We start from the raw sequence: 18,845 nt of genomic DNA on the forward strand, positions 1-18,845 counted from the left end.
CGATGTCTTCAACCACTAAAAAAACCATTGATCTCAAAAGAAGCCTGGTTGACGCGATTCTTGCCGGTCTTGTTGCCCTCATCGTGTTCGGCCCGATTGTCGGCATAGTCCTCGACGGCTATGGCTTCAATCTGGAAACGACCCGAGTGGCGTGGATTGTCGCCATTGTCATGGCCGGCCGCTTTGCCTTGAGCCTGTTCCTGCAAACGCCGAAAGGCCTGAGAATTCTCGAAGGCTTTGAAACCACCGGTTCGGGGGTTCATGTACTGGCACCCGATTACAAATCCCGGCTGCGCTGGATCATCCCGCTGATGATCGTCATCGCCGTGGTGTTCCCGTTTTTCTCCAACTCCTACCTGCTGGGCGTGGTCATCCTCGGGTTGATCTACGTGCTGCTCGGGCTTGGTCTGAACATCGTGGTTGGCCTGGCCGGTCTGCTCGACCTCGGTTATGTGGCGTTCTACGCCATCGGCGCCTATGGGTTGGCACTCGGTTATCAATACCTGGGGCTGGGTTTCTGGACGGTGCTGCCACTGGCGGCGATCACGGCGGGGCTGGCCGGTTGCATCCTCGGTTTTCCGGTGTTGCGCCTGCACGGTGACTACCTGGCGATCGTGACCCTGGGCTTCGGTGAAATCATTCGCTTGATCCTCAATAACTGGCTGACCCTGACTGGTGGCCCGAACGGTATGCCGGCGCCCCTGCCAACCTTCTTCGGCCTCGAGTTCGGCAAAAGGGCGAAGGACGGTGGCGTTCCGTTCCACGAGTTTTTCGGCATCGCCTATAACCCTGACGTGAAGTACTACTTCATCTACGCGGTATTGTTCCTGGTCGTGCTGGCCGTGCTGTACATCAAGCACCGTTTGACTCGCATGCCGGTCGGTCGCGCCTGGGAAGCCTTGCGTGAAGATGAAATCGCCTGCCGTTCCATGGGTTTGAACCACGTGCTGGTCAAGCTTTCGGCGTTCACCATCGGTGCGTCGACAGCCGGCCTCGCTGGCGTGTTCTTCGCCACCTACCAGGGCTTCGTCAACCCGACCTCGTTCACCTTCTTTGAATCGGCCCTGATCCTCGCCATCGTGGTACTCGGCGGCATGGGTTCGACCATCGGCGTGGTTATCGCAGCCTTCGTGCTGACGGTGGCCCCGGAACTGCTGCGTGGCTTCGCGGAATACCGCGTGCTGCTGTTCGGCATCCTGATGGTGTTGATGATGATCTGGCGACCGCGCGGCCTGATTCGGATCAGCCGTACCGGTGTGACCCCGCGTAAAGGAGTAGCGCCATGAGCGAAGTCGTACTCTCGGTCGAGAAGCTGATGATGCACTTCGGCGGCATCAAGGCGTTGAACGATGTCAGCCTGAAGGTTAAGCGCAACTCGATCTTCGCCCTGATCGGCCCCAACGGCGCCGGCAAGACCACCGTGTTCAACTGCCTGACCGGGTTCTACAAGGCCTCGGGCGGCAAGATCGAACTCAACGTGCGCGGCGAGCGCACCGATGTCATCAAAATGCTCGGTGAACCGTTCAAGGCGACTGATTTTGTATCGCCGAAAAGCTTCATCAGCCGGCTCCATTACAAGATGTTCGGCGGCACTCACCTGGTGAACCGTGCCGGCCTGGCGCGGACCTTCCAGAACATTCGCCTGTTCAAGGAAATGTCGGTGCTGGAAAACCTGCTGGTGGCCCAACACATGTGGGTCAACCGCAGCATGCTCGCGGGCATCCTCAACACCAAGGGCTATCGCAAGGCTGAAAGCGATGCGCTGGACCACGCCTTCTACTGGCTGGAAGTGGTTGACCTGGTGGATTGCGCCAACCGTCTGGCCGGTGAGTTGTCCTACGGCCAGCAGCGTCGTCTGGAGATTGCGCGGGCCATGTGCACCCGGCCGCAGATCATCTGCCTCGACGAACCGGCCGCCGGCCTCAACCCTCAGGAAACCGAAGCGCTGAGCGCGATGATCCGGCTGCTGCGCGACGAGCACGATCTGACCGTGGTGCTGATCGAACACGACATGGGCATGGTTATGAGCATTTCCGACCACATCGTGGTGCTGGACCACGGCGTCGTCATCGCAGAGGGCGGCCCCGAGGCGATTCGCAACGATCCGAAAGTGATTGCAGCCTATCTGGGCGCCGATGAAGAGGAGGTGGTGCTATGAGCAAACCGATCCTCGAACTCAAAGACCTGGACGTGTTTTACGGCCCGATCCAGGCCCTGAAAAAAGTCTCGATGCACATCAACGAAGGGGAGACCGTCAGCCTCATCGGTTCCAACGGTGCGGGCAAGTCGACCCTGCTGATGTCGATCTTCGGCCAGCCGCGCGCGGCAGACGGGCAGATCATCTATCAGGGCGTGGACATCACCCATAAGTCGTCGCACTACATTGCGTCCAACGGCATTGCGCAATCACCGGAAGGCCGGCGCGTGTTCCCCGACATGACCGTCGAGGAAAACCTGCAGATGGGCACCATCCCGATTGGTGACAAGTACGCCAAGGAAGACATGCAACGCATGTTCGAGCTGTTTCCGCGTCTCGAAGAGCGGCGGACCCAGCGGGCCATGACCATGTCCGGCGGCGAGCAGCAAATGCTCGCCATCGCCCGTGCGTTGATGAGCCGGCCGAAACTGCTGTTGCTCGATGAGCCGAGCCTTGGGCTCGCACCGATTGTGGTGAAACAGATCTTTGCCACCCTGCGGGAACTGGCCAAGACCGGCATGACTATCTTTCTGGTCGAGCAGAACGCCAACCACGCCCTGCGGTTGTCGGATCGGGCATACGTGATGGTCAACGGCGAGATCCGCCTCAGTGGCACCGGCAAGGAGCTGCTGGTGAACGAAGAGGTGCGTAACGCTTATCTCGGCGGGCATTGAGTCCTGTTGAAATACCTAAAGCCCCGACGAGCAATCGTCGGGGCTTTTTTCATCCTGAATTCACCACAATCCCTTGTAGGAGCGAGCTTGCTCGCGAAGGTTTTCCGGGTGACACGTTTATCCAGAATGTTCGCGTTATCGTTGACGTCCATCGCGAGCAAGCTCGCTCCTACAGGTGTTTTCCAGAATTGTGGAAAACAAATTTGCCAAGCTCTCAAAGCGCGACATAAAGCCGCTGCAAATAGTTGTTTTGTCACGGTTTTGACTTGTCCCCGTTTGCTGTGGAACTGGCTGTGAATAACGTGGGAGTAGCTGGCTGAGAGCCTTTTAAATCGTGGCCTGTAGCGATGTGGTTGTTTTTTGATCAGGCGTTTTTGCCGGGCTTGAGGTCAGCGTTGTCAACCTTTTTATTGATTGCGAAAGAGGCCTGAAACACACGATGGCAGCCTGTGGATAAGTCTGTGGTTAAACTCTGGAAAGACTCGGCTAAGGGCCGTAGTTACTGGCTTGGCGCCATCGTTGGCAAACCCGGTCAATCGTGCAAAACGCCTTGGGCTACACAGCCCGCACTTCAGGGTCAAGCGAAAAACTTTCTGATCTGTCCGCAAAGCCTTGTGCACAGCGGCTTCCAGCTTTTTCACTTGCCCCCGGAAACTGTGGACCGGCCTGTGGATAACGTGCGCGTACATAGCTACAGGCCACGGTGTATATGGCGTTGCTCGCGTTGGTTGTTTTTCGTACAGATTTTCTGATAGTTGCCGCTGTCGGCAAGGCCGGGCATGCTGCCAGCTGATTTTCTAATCCAATGGCGGCCCGTCGGCCGAAGCAAGGAGAACACGATGTCCAACACCCTGTTTATTACCGGCGCGACTTCCGGTTTTGGCGAAGCCTGTGCCCGTCGTTTTGCCGAGGCTGGCTGGAAACTGGTGCTGACAGGTCGTCGTGAAGAGCGCCTCAATGCCTTGTGCGCCGAGTTGTCGAAGCAGACCGAGGTCCATGCCCTGGTGCTCGACGTGCGTGATCGCAAGGCCATGGAGGAGGCGATCGCCAACCTGCCACCGTCCTTCGCCAAGCTGCGCGGGTTGATCAACAACGCTGGCCTGGCGCTCGGCGTGGACCCGGCGCCGAAGTGCGATCTTGATGATTGGGACACCATGGTCGACACCAACATCAAGGGCCTGATGTACAGCACTCGCCTGCTGTTGCCGCGTCTGATCGCCCATGGTCGTGGCGCCGGCATCATCAACCTCGGTTCCATTGCCGGCAACTACCCGTATCCGGGCAGCCACGTGTATGGCGCGAGCAAGGCGTTCGTCAAACAGTTCTCCCTGAACCTGCGCTGCGACCTGCAAGGCACGGGCGTTCGCGTCAGCAACATCGAGCCGGGCCTGTGTGAGAGTGAGTTCTCGCTGGTGCGCTTTGCCGGTGACCAGGAGCGTTACAACGCGACCTACGCCGGTGCCGAGGCGATCCAGCCGCAAGACATCGCCGAGACCATTTTCTGGGTGCTCAATGCGCCAGCGCACATCAACATCAACAGCCTCGAGTTGATGCCGGTGAGCCAGACGTGGGCCGGGTTTGCGATTGAGCGTAACAAGGGGTAAGACTGCGTAACGTCCATTCGCGGGCAAGCCTCGCTCCTACAGGTCTATGCAAAACCTGTAGGAGCGAGGCTTGCCCGCGAATACGATCTATTTTTCAACGAAGATAGTCGACCAACCCGCGATAGCAGGTCGCCAAGTGATAAGGCGTGGTAGACGGCATATCCTGCCGGCTCACTTCACCATTCTCGTCACGACACTCATACCAGCCGCGCGCATGCAGAGAACGCTGTTGCAGCGCCTGCAATTGGTGCAGTACCGATGCCCCGCTGTCCGGGCGCAGCGTCAACGCACGCAAGTATTCAGCCTGAGCCCAGATGCGTTGGGTGGCATCTTTCGAATGCCCGTCGAGCGTGAGCATCGCGCGCACGGCGCCACTCGATTGATCGACGCCCAGTTGCTCGGTGAACGCAAAGGCGCGCTCCACAGAGGCGTGCAGTTTTGAACCGCGCAACAACGGCGAAGATTCCAGCAGGAAATACCATTCGAACTGGTGTCCCGGTTCAAACCAGTTATCCACAGACCCCAGCGGCTTTTCCATCAACACACTGTGTTGCGGATCGATAAAGCGTTGTTGCATGGCTGTGCATAACTCGACGAGCGCACGCTGCACGGCGAGGTCTTCACGCACTGAAAGCGTGGCAAGAAACGCTTCGGCGAGGTGCATCAGCGGGTTTTGCAGCGGCCCGGTGTTCAGCAACGACCAATCACGCTCAAGGCAGGCTTCATACAAGCCGTCGCCCGAACTGAAGCGCTGATCAAGCACTTCCAGCACCGCGTTGAGCACCGACTCCACCAGCGGTTCGCGAACCTTGTCCCAGTAATGGGCGCAGGCGAAGAGGATGAAGGCGTGGGTGTAGAGATCTTTGCGCTGATCCAGCGGCGCGCCCTGCGGGTCGATGCTGTAGAACCAGCCACCGTGTTCGGCATCGTGGAAATGTTGCTGCAACGAGCGGAACAACGCAGCCGCACGCTCTTTCGCGCCCGGCACCTGGCCGATCAGGCTGGAAAACAGATACAACTGCCGCGCGCAGGCCATGGCCCGGTAGCGTTGCGGTGGCAAGGGATGATGCTCGGCATCCAGTGCTTCGTAGGGCAGCGCCAGTTCGGCATTCCAGCCGGGGCCTTGCCAGAGGGGCACGATCACGTCCTGGAAATGCTGTTGCACCGCGGCAAACAGAGCGGTCAATTCAGGCTGGGAAGCGGAGCGGGGAGCATGAGGCATTGGCTGGCGTCGTCACGGCAGGGTCGAATGCGCGACATGTTATCAGGCCTGAGAGATGTGGTGTCTGTCAGGCCGCCTTCGCGGGCAAGCCTCGCTCCTACAGGAAGAGGCTATTACCGGCAAAACCAAATCAACCCGCCAACAACCACACCCCGGTCGCCGCCGACGCCGCACCCGCCAGACGAACCAGCGGCGCCGCTGCTTGCGGCAACACGCGAACCAGCGCATAACCCGCCGCATGCAACGCCGCCGTTGCCGCCACAAACCCTGCGGCGTAGGTCCAAGGGCTCGACATGTCCGGCAATTCCAGCCCATGCGCCACGCCATGGAACAACGCAAACAACGCCGTCGCACCCACTGCCATGCTCAGTGGCGGACGTACCGCCAGCGCCACCGCCAGCCCCAGCGCCAGTACCGACGCCGCAATCCCGCTTTCCAGCGCTGGCAGGTTCAGCCCTTCAAAACCGAGCAGGCCGCCGATCAGCATGGTGCCAACGAACGTGCACGGCAGCGCCCAGCGTGCAGCGCCTTTCTGCTGTGCCGCCCACAGCCCGACGGCAACCATCGCCAGCAAGTGATCGAGGCCGCCGATCGGGTGGCTGATGCCGGCGATCAAGCCATTGTCGCCGTGACCGGGGTGGGCGAAGGCGATGGCCGGAGTCAGCAGCAGGGACATGGCGCCCAGGATGCGTTTAAGTGTCATGGATAAGCTTCCTTGTTGATAAGTTTGATCGTAATCAGGCTGCGGTCAGCAGGCCCTGGCGCTCGATGAAGGCGATGATTTCTTCCAGGCCCAGCCCGGTTTTCTGGTTGCTGAAGACAAACGGTTTGCCGTTGCGCATGCGCTTCGTGTCGCTGTCCATCATCGAAAGCGACGCGCCTACCAGCGGTGCGAGGTCGACTTTGTTGATCACCAGCAGGTCGGATTTGCAGATCCCCGGCCCACCCTTGCGCGGCAGCTTGTCGCCCGCCGAGACGTCGATTACGTAAATCGTCAGGTCGGACAATTCCGGGCTGAACGTGGCCGAAAGGTTGTCGCCTCCGGACTCCACCAGAATCAGATCCAGCCCCGGGAAGCGTCGGTTCAGTTGATCCACGGCTTCGAGGTTGATCGAGGCATCTTCGCGGATTGCCGTGTGCGGGCAGCCGCCGGTTTCCACGCCGATGATCCGTTCCGGCGCCAAAGCCTGGTTGCGCACCAGAAAATCGGCGTCTTCGCGGGTGTAGATGTCGTTGGTCACGACCGCCAGGTTGTAGCGCTCGCGCAACGCCAGGCACAGGGCCAGCGTCAGGGCGGTTTTGCCGGAACCGACCGGGCCGCCGATGCCGACGCGCAGAGGTTGTGTGTTCATGTGATTCTCCAAAATAACAGGCCCTAGGAACGGAACAGACGGCTGTACTGGCGCTCATGGGCCATGCACGCCAGGGACAGGCCGAAAGTGGCGCTGCCATAGTGGTCGGGGTTGATTCGGGTGGCGTCCTGCTGGGCTTGTTGCAGCAGTGGCAGCAGTTCGCTGGTCAGTCGTTGCGCGGCTTGCTGGCCCAGCGGCAGGGTTTTCATCAGCACCGCCAACTGGTTTTCCAGCCAGCTCCAGAGCCATGCGGCCAGCGCGTCTTGCGGGCTGATGTGCCAGGCGCGTGCGGCCAGCGCCCAGCCGAGGGCCAGGTGCGGTTCGGGGCGTTGTTCGAGAAAGGCGCGGGCCGGTGCATCGAGTTCCGGCAAACCGTTGAGCAGTTGCTGCAGGGAGTAGCCCATCTGTCGGCTCTCCTGATGCAACTCGCGGGTTTCCCGGCTGGCGCGGTGTTCTTCGCAGCGTTGCAGCAGTTCGGCCCAGTTTTCTGTGGCGGCGGCCACGCAATGGGCGAGCAGCAGCGGCGCCTCGAAGCGTGCCAGGTTCAGTAGCAATTGATCGCTGATCCAGCGACGGGCGCTGTCTGAATCACTTACCCGGCCGTTATCCACCGCCATTTCCAGACCTTGGGAATAGCTGTAGCCGCCAATCGGCAATTGCGGACTGGCCAGGCGCAACAGCGCCCAGGCCGGGTTCATTGGCGCACGCCGAACTGATGCAGTTTCGGCGGGTAGTTGAAGTCTTCGTCGCCATGCCGCGAGTGGTGATGGCCACCACCATAGGCGCCGTGCTCCGGCTGGAACGGCGCTTCGATGTTTTCGACCTTGGCTTCAAGTTGTTCGAGCATGGCCTTGAGCACGTAGTCGTCGAGCAGGCGCAACCAGCCATCACCGACTTGCAGGGCGACGTGGCGATTGCCCAGGTGATAGGCCGCGCGGGTCAGTTCGAATGCATTGGCGCAGGTGACGTGCAGCAGTTGTTCGGGGCGGGCGCAGACGCGGACGATGCGACCGTCTTCAGCCTGTAGGCATTCGCCATCAGTCAGGGGCGACTGACCGCGCTCCAAAAACAACCCGACGTCTTCACCCTCGGCACTGAAACAGCGCAAACGGCTTTTGCTCCGGGCTTCGAAGGTCAGGTGCAACTCGGCGGCCCAGACGGGTTGAGGGTCGATTCTGCGATGAATCACCAGCATCGGAAAGCTTCCAGCTATGGACAATAGTCAGGCTAGAGCAAGGGGCTTGCCAATCGGCGCAAGTGTAGGAAATGCCTGTCGGCGCATGGAGGGTGTTTCAGTTTGTTGCGGCAATTTGGTGCGGGGCTGGGAGAGGCGCACCAAATGACGGCGCAGGGTGTGTTCCAGATTGTGCGCGATCCCGCATTCACCACCCAACCTTGTAGGAGCCGGCTTGCCGGCGATAGCGGTCGACCAGACGACATCTTTATTGGCTGAAGGGCGCCATCGCTGGCAAGCCAGCTCCTACAAGGGAGGTGGTGGTTCAGACGCACCGTGTTGCCTGAATCGCCAGCAAGCCGGCTCCTACAGGAGATCGGCGTGCAGGAGGGTTATTCCGTGCTGCCCAGGCCTTGCCAGTGCTTGAGGCCGATGAAGATAAAGCGCAGCTGCTGTGTGATTTTCGCCTGTGGTGTCAGATGCGCGGGCAACGCCTCGGCCGGCGGATCAATGATTTCCGGCAGGGTCGCAAACACGCTTTTGACGATGAGATCGGCCATGACACTTAGGCCGGCGATGTCCAGGTGTTGCAGCTTTGGCATCAGCGACAAATCGGCCGCAAGGTCCGAGCTGATGTCTTCGCGCAAGCGACCGATGGCCAGGCGCACCGGTAGCGAACCGCCGTACTGCTCGCGGGCCAGAAACAGGAATTGCGAACGATTGGCCGACACCACGTCGAGAAAAATCCGCACAGAGGCATCGATGATGCCGCCCATGACGAACTCGTTGTGACGCACCAGGCGGATGGTTTCGCGGAAGGTTTGTCCGACTTCGCTCACCAGCACCAGGCCCAGTTCATCCATGTCGGCGAAATGCCGGTAGAAACCGGTGGGGACGATGCCGGCGGTTTTCGCCACTTCGCGCAGGCTCAGGCTGCCGAATCCTCGGCCGCACTCCATCAAATGGCGGGCAGCGTCCATCAAGGCATTGCGGGTTTGTTGTTTCTGTTCGGCGCGGGGCAGCATCGCAAGGGTGTTTTCTGGACAAGACAGCGGCGCACTCTAGCAAATCGGCTTTGCCGGCGTCGAACGACTATCGGGAGTGATGCGAGGGAATGCGTGGCTTCTATAAAGTCAAAAGCCCAATCCGTGGATTGGGCTTTTTTTCAAGGCCGCCATGGGCTTAGCTCACAGCGCTGTTGCGTTCGATTACGCGGTCACCACCACCTTCAGCCAGGGTTTGGCCTTGTGGGGTGCGGTCGGAACCGTCGGCAGCCAGGGTTTGGCCTTGTGGGGTGCGATCGGAACCGTCAGCGGCCAGGGTTTGACCTTGTGGAGTGCGGTCCGAACCATCTTGAGTGATCAGGCCTTTTTCTTTCAGGCGATCATTACCACCTTCGGCAACGGTTTGACTGAACACCGAGTGGCTGTCTTTCACTTGTGGGGTGGCCTGGTCAGCGGCTGGCAGGGCGAAAGCGGTGCTGGCCAGCATGGAGAGGGTAAGGCTAAACAGTAGTTGGCGTTTCATGATCATGTGCTCCGTGGGAGGGCGGCAAAGTGGGTACGAGGCCAATGCTACTCTCGATAAGTCGATATAAAAGTTCATAAACGCAATGGTAATAATCAACAGAATTGATTGTTCCGTGCGAAGGCTCTAGACCGGGCCTTTCCGGCGGATGTTTTCGCACTGATGTGGGTATTTTCTACTCACGTGCGTCGCACAAAAGTGCGGGGTCGGTAACGCCGGATTTCGAGTGCAGGGTGTCCCCGACCGATTATTTGAACGTTAAGCCGCATTTCGATTAAACCTGCGCGCCGTTTCCCAGTCCTAGGCTTCATGCCAGGCCGGTTCTGGCCTGAGGTTTCACACGCGCGTCGCGGTCAGGGCGCTCAGTCGTATTCAGGAGCCCTGTGCAATGACGCGCACCCCGAAAATTCTTGCCTGGACCTTTGCCAGCCTGGTTGTGTTACTGGCGATACTGGTTCTGATCATCGCGTTCTTCGATTGGAACCGGATCAAACCGACCCTCAACGCCAAAGTCTCCGAAGAGCTGCATCGACCGTTTGCCATCAATGGCAACCTCGCGGTGGTCTGGCGGCGTGAGCTTGACGAAGGTGGGTGGCGCGCCTGGGTGCCGTGGCCGCATGTGGTGGCGCAGGACCTGAGCCTCGGCAACCCGGACTGGTCGAAGCAACCGCAAATGGCCACGCTCAAACGCGTCGAGCTGCGCATTTCGCCGCTGGCTCTGTTGGCGCAACGGGTGACGATCCCGCGCATTGACTTGACCGAACCGAACGCAGACCTCCAGCGCCTGGCCGATGGCCGCGCCAACTGGACCTTCAAGCTCGACCCGAAAGACCCGAACGCCAAACCTTCCAGTTGGGTGGTCGACATCGGTGCGATCGGCTTCGACAAAGGCCACGTCACCCTCGACGACCAGAGCCTGAAAACCCAGCTCGACCTGATCATCGATCCGCTGGGCAAGCCGATCCCATTCAGCGACATCGTCGGCGAAAAAGCCGCGAAAACTGCGCAGGAGAAGGGCGCGGCTCCCCAGGATTACGCGTTTGCACTGAAGGTCAAAGGCCAATACCACGGCCAGAAACTGACGGGCGAAGGCAAGATCGGCGGCCTGCTGGCCTTGCAGGATTCGGCCCGGCCGTTCCCGCTCCAGGCCCAGGTCAAGATTGCCGACACCAGCGTCGAGCTCGCCGGTACGCTGACCGACCCACTCAACCTTGGTGCGCTGGACCTGCGGCTGAAACTGGCCGGCAGCAGCCTGGGCAATCTCTATCCGCTGACCGGCGTGACCCTGCCGGATACACCGCCCTACGCCACCGACGGCCACTTGATCGCCAAGCTGCATGAGCCGGGCGGCGCGGTGTTCCATTACGAAGCGTTCAACGGCAAGATCGGCGAGAGCGACATCCATGGCAGCCTGGCCTATGTCGCCAGTCAGCCTCGGCCGAAACTCAGCGGTTCGCTGCTCTCCAATCAACTCTTGTTTACCGACCTTGCGCCCTTGATCGGCGCCGACTCCAACGCCAAGCAAAAGGCCCGCGGCGGCGAAAGCAAGCAGCCGGCGGACAAGGTGTTACCGGTCGAAGAGTTCAAGACCGAGCGCTGGCGCGACATGGACGCCGACGTCGAATTCACCGGCAAGCGCATCGTCCACAGTGAAAAACTGCCGTTCAATGACCTCTACACGCACCTGGTGCTGACCGACGGCGTGCTCAGTCTCGAACCCCTGCGTTTCGGCGTGGCCGGCGGCAAACTGGATGCGCAGATTCGCCTGAACGGTCGCACCGAGCCGCTGGAAGGCAACGCCAAGCTGACCGGGCGCGGTTTCAAGCTCAAGCAGCTGTTCCCGACCTTTGAACCGATGAAGACCAGTTTCGGCGAGCTCAATGGCGATGCCGACATCAGTGGTCACGGCAACTCGGTGGCCAAGTTGCTGGGCACGGCCAATGGCAATCTGAAGATGCTGATCAACGACGGTGCCATCAGCCGCGAGTTGATGGAGCTGGCCGGGCTGAATGTTGGCAACTACGTGGTCGGTAAAATCTTTGGCGACAAAGAAGTGAAGATCAATTGCGCGGCGGCCGACTTCGACATCAAGACCGGCCTGGCCACCACTCGGTTGTTTGTCTTCGATACCGAGAACGCGATCATCTACATCGATGGCACGGCGAACATGGCGACTGAGCAACTGGACCTGACCATCACCCCGGAATCCAAGGGCTGGCGCCTGATTTCCCTGCGTTCGCCGCTGTACGTGCGAGGCAAGTTCATCAAGCCGGATGCGGGCGTGAAGGCGGTGCCGCTGATATTGCGCGGGGCGGGGATGGTGGCCTTGGGCGTGATTGCGGCGCCGGCGGCGGGGTTGCTGGCGCTGGTGGCGCCGAGTGGGGGTGAGCCGAATCAGTGTGCGCCGTTGCTGGAGCAGATGAAGGCAGGCAAGGCCCCCGTCACCGTTAAGCCCACCAAATAAACCGATGACGGTCTGACAGGCGCTACAAATCTTTCAGGATGTCGGCCACAGGGAAGTGATCGCTACTCCGGTGTGAGTGACAAGCGCGGCGAAAAGTTTGATGTGATTGGCGACCTTGGCAGCAAGCCAGACAATCGGGCTTCCTCCTGCAACCACGCAAAAAATGCCCGCACCGGCGGATGGCGTTCACGACCCGGTACGCACAGCGCGCTGTAACCGGCGCCACTCACCTGGATTTCACTCCGGTAAGCCACCAACAAACCACTGGCCACGCTCTCGGACACCAGAATATTGCTCGCCAGCACCAGGCCTTGTCCGGCGATCGCGGCTTGCAGCGCGTAATGCTCTTCGTCGTATTCGCGGACCGCCGGGTTTGCCGTCAGCCAGGTTTCTGCTGACTGCGAGCACCACGCTTCCCAGCCATGGGCGTACAGCTTCGAGTTGTGCCAACGCACGCTGATCAACGTCGGTGCCCGGATGCTGGCCTGTGCAACCTGTTCCGGCGAGCCATAAACGCCGAACGATTCATCGAACAGGCACAGGCCATAAAGGTTCGGGTAGTCATCGAGGCTATAACGCACCACCAGATCGACGCTGGCGTCCTGATGCAAATCGATGACTTCGCAATGGGTATCCAGCCGCACGCTGATGTTCGGATGCCGGGCGTAAAAACGCCCCAGTCGCGGTACCAGCCACAAGGCGGCAAAAGCGGCGGTGGTGGAGATTGTCAGGCTGGTGCCGCTGCGTTGCGGGCGCAAGGTGTCGACGCTTTGCGCCACTTCCAGAAAAGCGCCGTGCAGGCTGTGAAACAGGCGCTCGCCGCATTCGGTCAGGCGCACTTGCCGTGGCAGTCGCTCGAACAGCGGCACGCCGAGCCAGGTTTCCAGCGAGCGGATCTGGTGGGAAACCGCCGTTGGCGTCACCGACAGTTCTTCGGCGGCGGCCTTGAAACTCAGCAGGCGTGAGGCGGATTCGAAGGCGCGCAGGGCGGTCAGTGGCAGCGAGGCAAACATTGAACACTCCATGGATGAAATGAATTCACCCAAGCTGATTTTTGCTCATTTGAGGCGAGGCGGTCGCGGGCACAAGCTGCATACCACACGCCGTTTGAGTTTAGTCCTCAGGAGATTCAGATGAACACAATTCTTGCCATTCACGCCAGCCCACGGGGCGAACGTTCCCACTCCCGTCGCCTGGCCGAAGTGTTTCTCGGCGCCTGGCAGGCCCGCCATCCGCACGCGCAACTGACTCGCCGCGAAGTCGGACGGGCGTTGATTCCTCCGGTCAACGAAGCGTTTGTGGCCGCCGCGTTTTACCCCGAGCCCGAGGCGCGGCCGCTGACGATGCAGGCCGACCTCGCGTTCAGCGATGAACTGGTCGCCGAGTTGCTGGGCCACGATCTGCTGCTGATTTCCACGCCGATGCACAACTTCAGCGTGCCCAGCGGCCTCAAGGCGTGGATCGATCAAATCGTGCGGCTCGGGCTGACCTTCAATCACACGCTGGACAATGGTGTCGCGCAATACGAGCCGTTGGTGCACGGCAAGAAAGCGCTGATCGTCACCAGCCGTGGCGGGTTCGGTTTCGGTCCCGGTGGTGAACTGGAAGCCTTGAACCATGCCGATACGCTGTTGCGCACGGCGCTGGGGTTTATCGGCATTACCGACGTGACCGTCGTGGCCGCCGAGGGTGAAGAATCCGCCGAGCGCACCTTTGAGATCTCCGTCGCTGAGGCCGAGCAGCGTTTGCTGACGCTGGCCAGGGAGTTCTAGATGGCCTGGGTGTTTTTGCTGATTGCCGCCGGGTTCGAAGTCACCTTCGCCATGGGCATGAAGTATGCCGAAGGCTTCACCCGGCTCTGGCCGTCGCTGATCACGGTCGTGGCGGCGGTGGGCGGGATTTACTTCCTGACCCTGGCGATGCGCGAATTGCCGGTGAGCATCGCTTACCCGATCTGGACCGCCATCGGTTCGCTGGGCACGGTGTTTCTCGGGTTTGCGTTGCTCGGCGAAAGCCTGACGGCGGTCAAACTGGTATCGGTCGGATTGATCGTGGCGGGGGTGGCGGGGCTGAAATAGAGCGGATGTCATAGACTGGTCGTCGAGCTGTCACATTCGATGTCGATGCTGGGCTGATGTCTTGTATTCAGCCTTGCGTCACCTCACCGATCACAAGGACGTTTGCCCATGTCGCAAGGTTCTGCCACGCGTTATCCGTTGGTGCTGGTCCCGGGAATGCTCGGGTTTATCCGTCTGGTGCTTTATCCGTACTGGTACGGGATCGTGGCGGCGTTGCGCCAGGGTGGGGCGACGGTGATTGCGGTTCAAGTGTCGCCGCTGCACTCGACTGAAGTGCGCGGTGAACAATTGCTGGCGCGGATCGATGAAATCCTGCGCGAAACCGGTGCCGAGAAGGTCAACCTGATCGGCCACAGCCAAGGCTCACTGACCGCCCGTTACGCCGCCGCCAAACGCCCGGATCGCGTGGCTTCCGTGACCTCGGTGGCAGGCCCCAATCACGGCTCGGAACTGGCGGACTACTTGCACAAACATTACCCGGCGGACAGCGCGAGGGGGCGGCTGCTGGCGTTTTTTCTTCGGATCATCGGTGCGTTGATGAGTTTGCTGGAGACGGGTTATCGCGGACCGAAGCTGCCGGTGGACATCCACGCGTCCCATGAATCGCTGACGACGGCGGGTGTGGCGTTGTTCAACCAACGTTATCCACAGGGCTTGCCTGAAACATGGGGCGGGCACGGGCCGGAAGAGGTCAACGGCGTGCGCTATTACTCGTGGTCCGGCACGTTGCAGCCAGGCAAGACCGATCGCGGGCGCAATCTGTTCGACGGGACGAACCGCAGTTGTCGGCTGTTTGCCAAAACCTTCGTGCGTGAAGTCGGGCATTGCGACGGGATGGTCGGGCGTTACAGCTCGCATCTGGGCACGGTGATTGGCGATGAGTATCCGCTGGATCACTTTGACATCGTCAACCAATCGTTGGGGTTGGTGGGGAAGGGGGCCGAGCCGATCCGGTTGTTTGTCGAGCATGCGGCGCGGTTGAAGGCGGCGGGGGTTTAGCCGTCAGACCGCATTATCGTTCTTCGCGGGCAAGCCTCGCTCCTACAGGGACAGCGCATGAACTGTAGGAGCGAGGCTTGCCCGCGATGGCGTCAGATCAGGCGACGCTAACCTTACGGCCCAACACCATGGTCCAACGCTCCGAAACAATCACCCCACCCAACGTCAACATCCCGCCCACCAGGTGATACATCGCCAATTGCTCATGCAACACCAGCGCGGCAATCAATGCGGTAATCACCGGCAGCAAATTGAAAAACAGCGTCGTCCGGCTCGGTCCCAGACGCACCACGGCCTGCATCCATGCGAGCGGCGCAACCATCGAAGCCAGCAGGCAGGCATACAGCACCAGCGGAATATTCTGCAGCGTCGGACCGATTTTCGGCGACACGGCGAACAACGGAAACAGCACCACCACCGCCACCCACACCTGCAGATACAACAACACCAGCGGCGGCAAACGCAGCTGCCATTTTTTCAGCAGCGTGCTGTAAATCGCATAGGCCAGCGTGGCGATCAGCATCATTGCATCGCCCAGGTTCACCCCGTGCTCAAGCAATGCACTGAGGCTGCCGGACGACACCACCACCAACACACCGCCAAACGACAACACCGCACCGGCCAGTGCACCGGCGGTCAGGCGCTGGCCCAGACTGACGATGGCCATGGCCAGCGACATCAACGGCATCAGCGACAGGATGATGCCCATGTTAGTGGCGGAGGTCAGCGTCGCCGCGAAGTACGCCAGGCTCTGATAAACCGCCATGCCCAGCACGCCGAGGACGAAAATCTTCCCCAGGTTCGGGCGGATGGCCGACCAATGGGCGATCACCGGTTTGAGCATGAACGGTGTGAACAACAATCCGGCCAGCAGCCAGCGGTAAAAACCGATCTCCGCCGGGAAGATCGCCCCGGCCGACATTTTGGTGATCACGGTGTTGCCAGCCCAAATGAAAATGGCCAGCAGGGGATAAGCGTATTGCATCAGGAACAACCAGAACGTTAATGAGGGAGAATTATCGCCTGTCCGGATGCAAGCCTATACTGCGATCCAGACAACCTGACCCTGATGACAGACAGCATGAACAGCAAACACATCGACCTGCTGGATTTCAGCGAATTGCCCGCGCCGGTGTACTTCCGCTACGCCGACTTCAATAGCCACGAATATGCCTCGGCCCACCGTCACCCCTGGGGCACCCTGGAGTATTCGGCCAACGGTGTGTTGCACATGGAAATCGGCAGCAGCCGTTTCATGTCGCCGCCGCAATATGCCGTGTGGGTGCCGCCGCAGATCGAACACAGTTTCTACAGCAATCAGCCGATCAACTACCGCGCCGTCTGCCTCGCACCGGCGCTGTGCCACGAGCTGCCGAAGCAGGCCTGCACCCTGGCGATCAGCGACATACTCAAGGCAATCCTCAAGGACTTCGCCGCCCGTGACGTGAAGATTCCCGAGCAAGAGACCGACCAACGCCTGGCCCAAGTGCTGGTGGATCAGCTGCAGCAGGCGCCCATTCACCAATGCTACTTGCCCTACGCCAGCAGTCCCGGGCTGCTCGGTATTCTGGAAGCCTTGCAGGTTGAGCCCGGAGATAACCGGCCGTTGTCGGCATGGGCCGAGCAGATTCACGTCAGCGAGCGCACCCTGGCGCGGCAGTTTGTGCGCGAGTTGGGCATGAGTTTCGGCGAGTGGCGGCAGCGCCTGCGTTTTCTGGCGGCGATCGAAGCGCTGGACAGCCATCGCAGCATTCAGGAAATCGCGTTCGACATGGGCTACAGCACCGGGTCGGCGTTTATCGCCATGTTCCAGCGTCAAGCCGGATGTACGCCAGAGCAGTATCGCCGAAGCCATCTGCCGGGCAGGAAGCTGTAACAGGCTTTGTCTACACTCCAGAGCGAGGCCGTGCCCCTCGGTGCGGCAACAAGGAGAAAACTCCATGACGATGTTGCGTGTCCCTTTGTTGATGATCGGTTTGCTGCTCTGCTCCCAGGGCTTCGCCGCCACTGCCCAACAGAACAAGATGACCACCTGCAATGCCGACGCTACCGCGAAAAGCCTCAAGGGCGATGAGCGCAAAGCCTTCATGAGCACCTGCCTTAAAGCCGCGCCAGCCGCCAATGACGCGAAAGCCTTGACCCCTCAGCAAGAGAAGATGAAAACCTGCAATGCCGATGCCGCGACCAAGGCCCTCAAGGGTGATGAGCGCAAGGCGTTCATGAGTGATTGCCTGAAGAAGAAATAAACGGATTTGCGGGGATTGTGAGGGCCCCATCGCGAGCAGGCTCGCTCCCACAATGGATCTGCATACACAGGACAAATGTGGGAGCGAGCCTGCTCGCGATGAGGCCGGCCAGAGCGCTGCAGAAATCGCCTCTGCCCCCGACCAACGTCGCCCCACACAATCCCTAGTGCTGACACCCGAACGCTGGCAGACTGCCAATCCTTTTACGCCGTTCGTTTTGAGGCTGTATGCCAACGTTTTCTCAACGCCAAGTCTTGCTGCTCATCAGTTGGGTCATCATCTTTGGTGGTTTGCTGCTGGTGATTCCGTTGCGCTTGCTGCCAAGCCTGCTGGCCGGTCTGCTGGTGTTCGAACTGGTCAACATGCTCACCCCGCAATTGCAGCGACTGATCGAAGGTCGGCGTGCGCGCTGGCTGGCGGTGGCGTTACTGGGGACGTTGGTGGTCAGTGTGCTGACGCTGATCTTTGCCGGCGCTTTCAGTTTCCTGCTGCATGAGGCGGAAAACCCCGGCGCTTCCCTCGATAAATTCATGCTCGTGGTCGACCGCGCTCGCGGTCAGTTGCCGCCGTTCATCGACGCCTACCTGCCGGCCAGCGCCGCCGAGTTTCGCGTGGCGATTGGCGAGTGGATGAGCAAACACCTCAGCGATCTGCAACTGGTGGGCAAGGACGCGGCGCACATGTTCGTGACGTTGCTGATCGGCATGGTGCTCGGCGCGATCATCGCCCTGCAACGGGTGCCGGACCTGACCAAGCGCAAGCCGCTGGCCGCCGCACTGTTTGATCGCTTGCACCTGCTGGTCCAGGCGTTCCGCAACATCGTGTTCGCACAGATCAAGATTTCCCTGCTCAACACCTTCTTCACCGGGATTTTCCTGGCGGTGGTCCTGCCGATGTTCGGCATCAAACTACCGTTGACCAAAACCCTGATCGTGCTGACCTTCCTGCTCGGCCTGCTGCCGGTGATCGGCAACCTGATGTCGAACACGCTGATCACCATCGTCGGTTTGTCGCTGTCGATCTGGGTCGCGGTGGCCGCGCTGGGTTATCTGATTGTTATCCACAAGCTCGAATACTTCCTCAACGCGCGCATTGTCGGCGGGCAGATCAGTGCCAAGTCGTGGGAGTTGCTGTTGGCGATGCTGGTGTTCGAGGCCGCGTTCGGCCTGCCGGGGGTGGTGGCTGGGCCGATTTATTACGCGTATTTGAAGAGTGAGTTGAAGCAGGTGGGGATGGTTTGATCCGGTCGATATGTATTGCCTGATCTGACGCTTTCGCGGGCAAGCCTCGCTCCTACAGGGTTTGTGT

Annotated in this window: 20 protein-coding genes; 11 read left to right on the top strand and 9 right to left on the bottom strand. The window is 60.2% G+C overall.

Features of this window, described 5'->3' with window-relative positions:
* Positions 1-2 precede the first annotated feature (2 nt).
* From livM to KGB27_RS03705, 4 genes are all read left to right on the top strand, one after another.
* On the top strand, positions 3-1,286 hold the full coding sequence (livM, locus tag KGB27_RS03690) for a high-affinity branched-chain amino acid ABC transporter permease LivM (protein WP_008035387.1): 1,284 nt from the start codon (positions 3-5) through the stop codon (positions 1,284-1,286).
* Positions 1,283-2,158, top strand: coding sequence for an ABC transporter ATP-binding protein (locus KGB27_RS03695; RefSeq protein ID WP_008035389.1), 876 nt, complete (start codon positions 1,283-1,285; stop codon positions 2,156-2,158). Before livM ends, KGB27_RS03695 begins: the two co-directional genes overlap by 4 nt.
* Positions 2,155-2,871: an ABC transporter ATP-binding protein gene (locus KGB27_RS03700; protein WP_008035391.1), complete on the top strand. Its 717-nt coding sequence runs from the start codon at positions 2,155-2,157 to the stop codon at positions 2,869-2,871. Before KGB27_RS03695 ends, KGB27_RS03700 begins: the two co-directional genes overlap by 4 nt.
* Before the next feature lie 839 nt (positions 2,872-3,710).
* Positions 3,711-4,475, top strand: coding sequence for an SDR family oxidoreductase (locus tag KGB27_RS03705; protein WP_008035394.1), 765 nt, complete (start codon positions 3,711-3,713; stop codon positions 4,473-4,475).
* A 94-nt stretch (positions 4,476-4,569) separates the two neighbouring features.
* Here the strand turns inward: KGB27_RS03705 and KGB27_RS03710 are convergent, their stop codons facing one another.
* The 7 genes from KGB27_RS03710 to KGB27_RS03740 form a co-directional block, all read right to left on the bottom strand.
* Positions 4,570-5,697 (bottom strand): AGE family epimerase/isomerase, encoded by a 1,128-nt coding sequence (locus KGB27_RS03710; protein WP_223553235.1) that lies wholly within the window; start codon positions 5,695-5,697, stop codon positions 4,570-4,572.
* Between the two features lie 130 nt (positions 5,698-5,827).
* Positions 5,828-6,400, bottom strand: coding sequence for a HupE/UreJ family protein (locus KGB27_RS03715; RefSeq protein ID WP_223553236.1), 573 nt, complete (start codon positions 6,398-6,400; stop codon positions 5,828-5,830).
* A gap of 34 nt (positions 6,401-6,434) precedes the next feature.
* Positions 6,435-7,049: an urease accessory protein UreG gene (gene ureG / locus KGB27_RS03720; RefSeq protein WP_008035409.1), complete on the bottom strand. Its 615-nt coding sequence runs from the start codon at positions 7,047-7,049 to the stop codon at positions 6,435-6,437.
* A 23-nt stretch (positions 7,050-7,072) separates the two neighbouring features.
* A complete protein-coding gene (locus tag KGB27_RS03725; protein ID WP_223553237.1) occupies positions 7,073-7,747 on the bottom strand; it encodes an urease accessory protein UreF in 675 nt (224 codons plus the stop codon).
* Positions 7,744-8,244 (bottom strand): urease accessory protein UreE, encoded by a 501-nt coding sequence (ureE, locus tag KGB27_RS03730; RefSeq protein ID WP_008035414.1) that lies wholly within the window; start codon positions 8,242-8,244, stop codon positions 7,744-7,746. Before ureE ends, KGB27_RS03725 begins: the two co-directional genes overlap by 4 nt.
* Positions 8,245-8,615: 371 nt before the next feature.
* The gene (locus tag KGB27_RS03735) at positions 8,616-9,248 is read right to left on the bottom strand and encodes a TetR family transcriptional regulator (RefSeq protein WP_008035416.1); all 633 of its coding nucleotides are present in this window, start codon (positions 9,246-9,248) and stop codon (positions 8,616-8,618) included.
* Between the two features lie 157 nt (positions 9,249-9,405).
* Positions 9,406-9,750: a hypothetical protein gene (locus KGB27_RS03740; protein WP_223553238.1), complete on the bottom strand. Its 345-nt coding sequence runs from the start codon at positions 9,748-9,750 to the stop codon at positions 9,406-9,408.
* A 388-nt stretch (positions 9,751-10,138) separates the two neighbouring features.
* Here KGB27_RS03740 and KGB27_RS03745 point away from each other — a divergent pair, with 388 nt between their 5' ends.
* Positions 10,139-12,214 carry an AsmA family protein gene (locus tag KGB27_RS03745; protein ID WP_223553239.1) on the top strand — a complete coding sequence of 692 codons (2,076 nt, stop codon included), beginning with the start codon at positions 10,139-10,141 and terminating at the stop codon, positions 12,212-12,214.
* Between the two features lie 62 nt (positions 12,215-12,276).
* On the opposite strand, the gene KGB27_RS03750 is transcribed toward KGB27_RS03745, so the two are convergent.
* Positions 12,277-13,239 (bottom strand): LysR substrate-binding domain-containing protein, encoded by a 963-nt coding sequence (locus tag KGB27_RS03750; protein WP_223435592.1) that lies wholly within the window; start codon positions 13,237-13,239, stop codon positions 12,277-12,279.
* Between the two features lie 108 nt (positions 13,240-13,347).
* Between KGB27_RS03750 and KGB27_RS03755 the strand changes: the two genes are divergently transcribed.
* The 3 genes from KGB27_RS03755 to KGB27_RS03765 all read left to right on the top strand — a co-directional run bounded on the left by KGB27_RS03755 (position 13,348) and on the right by KGB27_RS03765 (position 15,291).
* A complete protein-coding gene (locus KGB27_RS03755; RefSeq protein WP_207284743.1) occupies positions 13,348-13,986 on the top strand; it encodes an FMN-dependent NADH-azoreductase in 639 nt (212 codons plus the stop codon).
* Positions 13,987-14,292 (top strand): DMT family transporter, encoded by a 306-nt coding sequence (locus KGB27_RS03760; RefSeq protein ID WP_008031171.1) that lies wholly within the window; start codon positions 13,987-13,989, stop codon positions 14,290-14,292.
* A 108-nt stretch (positions 14,293-14,400) separates the two neighbouring features.
* On the top strand, positions 14,401-15,291 hold the full coding sequence (locus KGB27_RS03765; RefSeq protein ID WP_008045209.1) for an esterase/lipase family protein: 891 nt from the start codon (positions 14,401-14,403) through the stop codon (positions 15,289-15,291).
* 97 nt (positions 15,292-15,388) lie between these two features.
* Here KGB27_RS03765 and KGB27_RS03770 read toward each other — a convergent pair whose 3' ends face one another.
* On the bottom strand, positions 15,389-16,276 hold the full coding sequence (locus KGB27_RS03770) for a DMT family transporter (RefSeq protein ID WP_223553241.1): 888 nt from the start codon (positions 16,274-16,276) through the stop codon (positions 15,389-15,391).
* A gap of 96 nt (positions 16,277-16,372) precedes the next feature.
* On the opposite strand from KGB27_RS03770, the gene KGB27_RS03775 reads away from it, so the two are divergent.
* The 3 genes from KGB27_RS03775 to KGB27_RS03785 all read left to right on the top strand — a co-directional run bounded on the left by KGB27_RS03775 (position 16,373) and on the right by KGB27_RS03785 (position 18,778).
* Positions 16,373-17,167 carry an AraC family transcriptional regulator gene (locus KGB27_RS03775; RefSeq protein WP_223414908.1) on the top strand — a complete coding sequence of 265 codons (795 nt, stop codon included), beginning with the start codon at positions 16,373-16,375 and terminating at the stop codon, positions 17,165-17,167.
* 64 nt (positions 17,168-17,231) lie between these two features.
* Entirely contained in the window at positions 17,232-17,537 is a 306-nt protein-coding gene (locus KGB27_RS03780; protein ID WP_008031179.1) for a PsiF family protein, read from the top strand.
* 227 nt (positions 17,538-17,764) lie between these two features.
* Complete coding sequence (locus KGB27_RS03785) at positions 17,765-18,778, top strand: AI-2E family transporter (RefSeq protein WP_008038685.1); 1,014 nt, start codon at positions 17,765-17,767, stop codon at positions 18,776-18,778.
* Positions 18,779-18,845: the final 67 nt, after the last annotated feature.

It is taken from the genome of Pseudomonas sp. BF-R-01 (assembly GCF_019946615.1).
Classification (GTDB): Bacteria; Pseudomonadota; Gammaproteobacteria; order Pseudomonadales; family Pseudomonadaceae; genus Aquipseudomonas; species Aquipseudomonas migulae.

Coding starts and splice junctions, on each gene's coding strand:
- livM (WP_008035387.1), top strand. CDS start 3: ATGTCTTCAACCACTAAAAAAACCATTGATCTCAAAAGAAGCCTGGTT.
- KGB27_RS03695 (WP_008035389.1), top strand. CDS start 1,283: ATGAGCGAAGTCGTACTCTCGGTCGAGAAGCTGATGATGCACTTCGGC.
- KGB27_RS03700 (WP_008035391.1), top strand. CDS start 2,155: ATGAGCAAACCGATCCTCGAACTCAAAGACCTGGACGTGTTTTACGGC.
- KGB27_RS03705 (WP_008035394.1), top strand. CDS start 3,711: ATGTCCAACACCCTGTTTATTACCGGCGCGACTTCCGGTTTTGGCGAA.
- KGB27_RS03710 (WP_223553235.1), bottom strand. CDS start 5,697: ATGCCTCATGCTCCCCGCTCCGCTTCCCAGCCTGAATTGACCGCTCTG.
- KGB27_RS03715 (WP_223553236.1), bottom strand. CDS start 6,400: ATGACACTTAAACGCATCCTGGGCGCCATGTCCCTGCTGCTGACTCCG.
- ureG (WP_008035409.1), bottom strand. CDS start 7,049: ATGAACACACAACCTCTGCGCGTCGGCATCGGCGGCCCGGTCGGTTCC.
- KGB27_RS03725 (WP_223553237.1), bottom strand. CDS start 7,747: ATGAACCCGGCCTGGGCGCTGTTGCGCCTGGCCAGTCCGCAATTGCCG.
- ureE (WP_008035414.1), bottom strand. CDS start 8,244: ATGCTGGTGATTCATCGCAGAATCGACCCTCAACCCGTCTGGGCCGCC.
- KGB27_RS03735 (WP_008035416.1), bottom strand. CDS start 9,248: ATGCTGCCCCGCGCCGAACAGAAACAACAAACCCGCAATGCCTTGATG.
- KGB27_RS03740 (WP_223553238.1), bottom strand. CDS start 9,750: ATGAAACGCCAACTACTGTTTAGCCTTACCCTCTCCATGCTGGCCAGC.
- KGB27_RS03745 (WP_223553239.1), top strand. CDS start 10,139: ATGACGCGCACCCCGAAAATTCTTGCCTGGACCTTTGCCAGCCTGGTT.
- KGB27_RS03750 (WP_223435592.1), bottom strand. CDS start 13,239: ATGGAGTGTTCAATGTTTGCCTCGCTGCCACTGACCGCCCTGCGCGCC.
- KGB27_RS03755 (WP_207284743.1), top strand. CDS start 13,348: ATGAACACAATTCTTGCCATTCACGCCAGCCCACGGGGCGAACGTTCC.
- KGB27_RS03760 (WP_008031171.1), top strand. CDS start 13,987: ATGGCCTGGGTGTTTTTGCTGATTGCCGCCGGGTTCGAAGTCACCTTC.
- KGB27_RS03765 (WP_008045209.1), top strand. CDS start 14,401: ATGTCGCAAGGTTCTGCCACGCGTTATCCGTTGGTGCTGGTCCCGGGA.
- KGB27_RS03770 (WP_223553241.1), bottom strand. CDS start 16,276: ATGCAATACGCTTATCCCCTGCTGGCCATTTTCATTTGGGCTGGCAAC.
- KGB27_RS03775 (WP_223414908.1), top strand. CDS start 16,373: ATGAACAGCAAACACATCGACCTGCTGGATTTCAGCGAATTGCCCGCG.
- KGB27_RS03780 (WP_008031179.1), top strand. CDS start 17,232: ATGACGATGTTGCGTGTCCCTTTGTTGATGATCGGTTTGCTGCTCTGC.
- KGB27_RS03785 (WP_008038685.1), top strand. CDS start 17,765: ATGCCAACGTTTTCTCAACGCCAAGTCTTGCTGCTCATCAGTTGGGTC.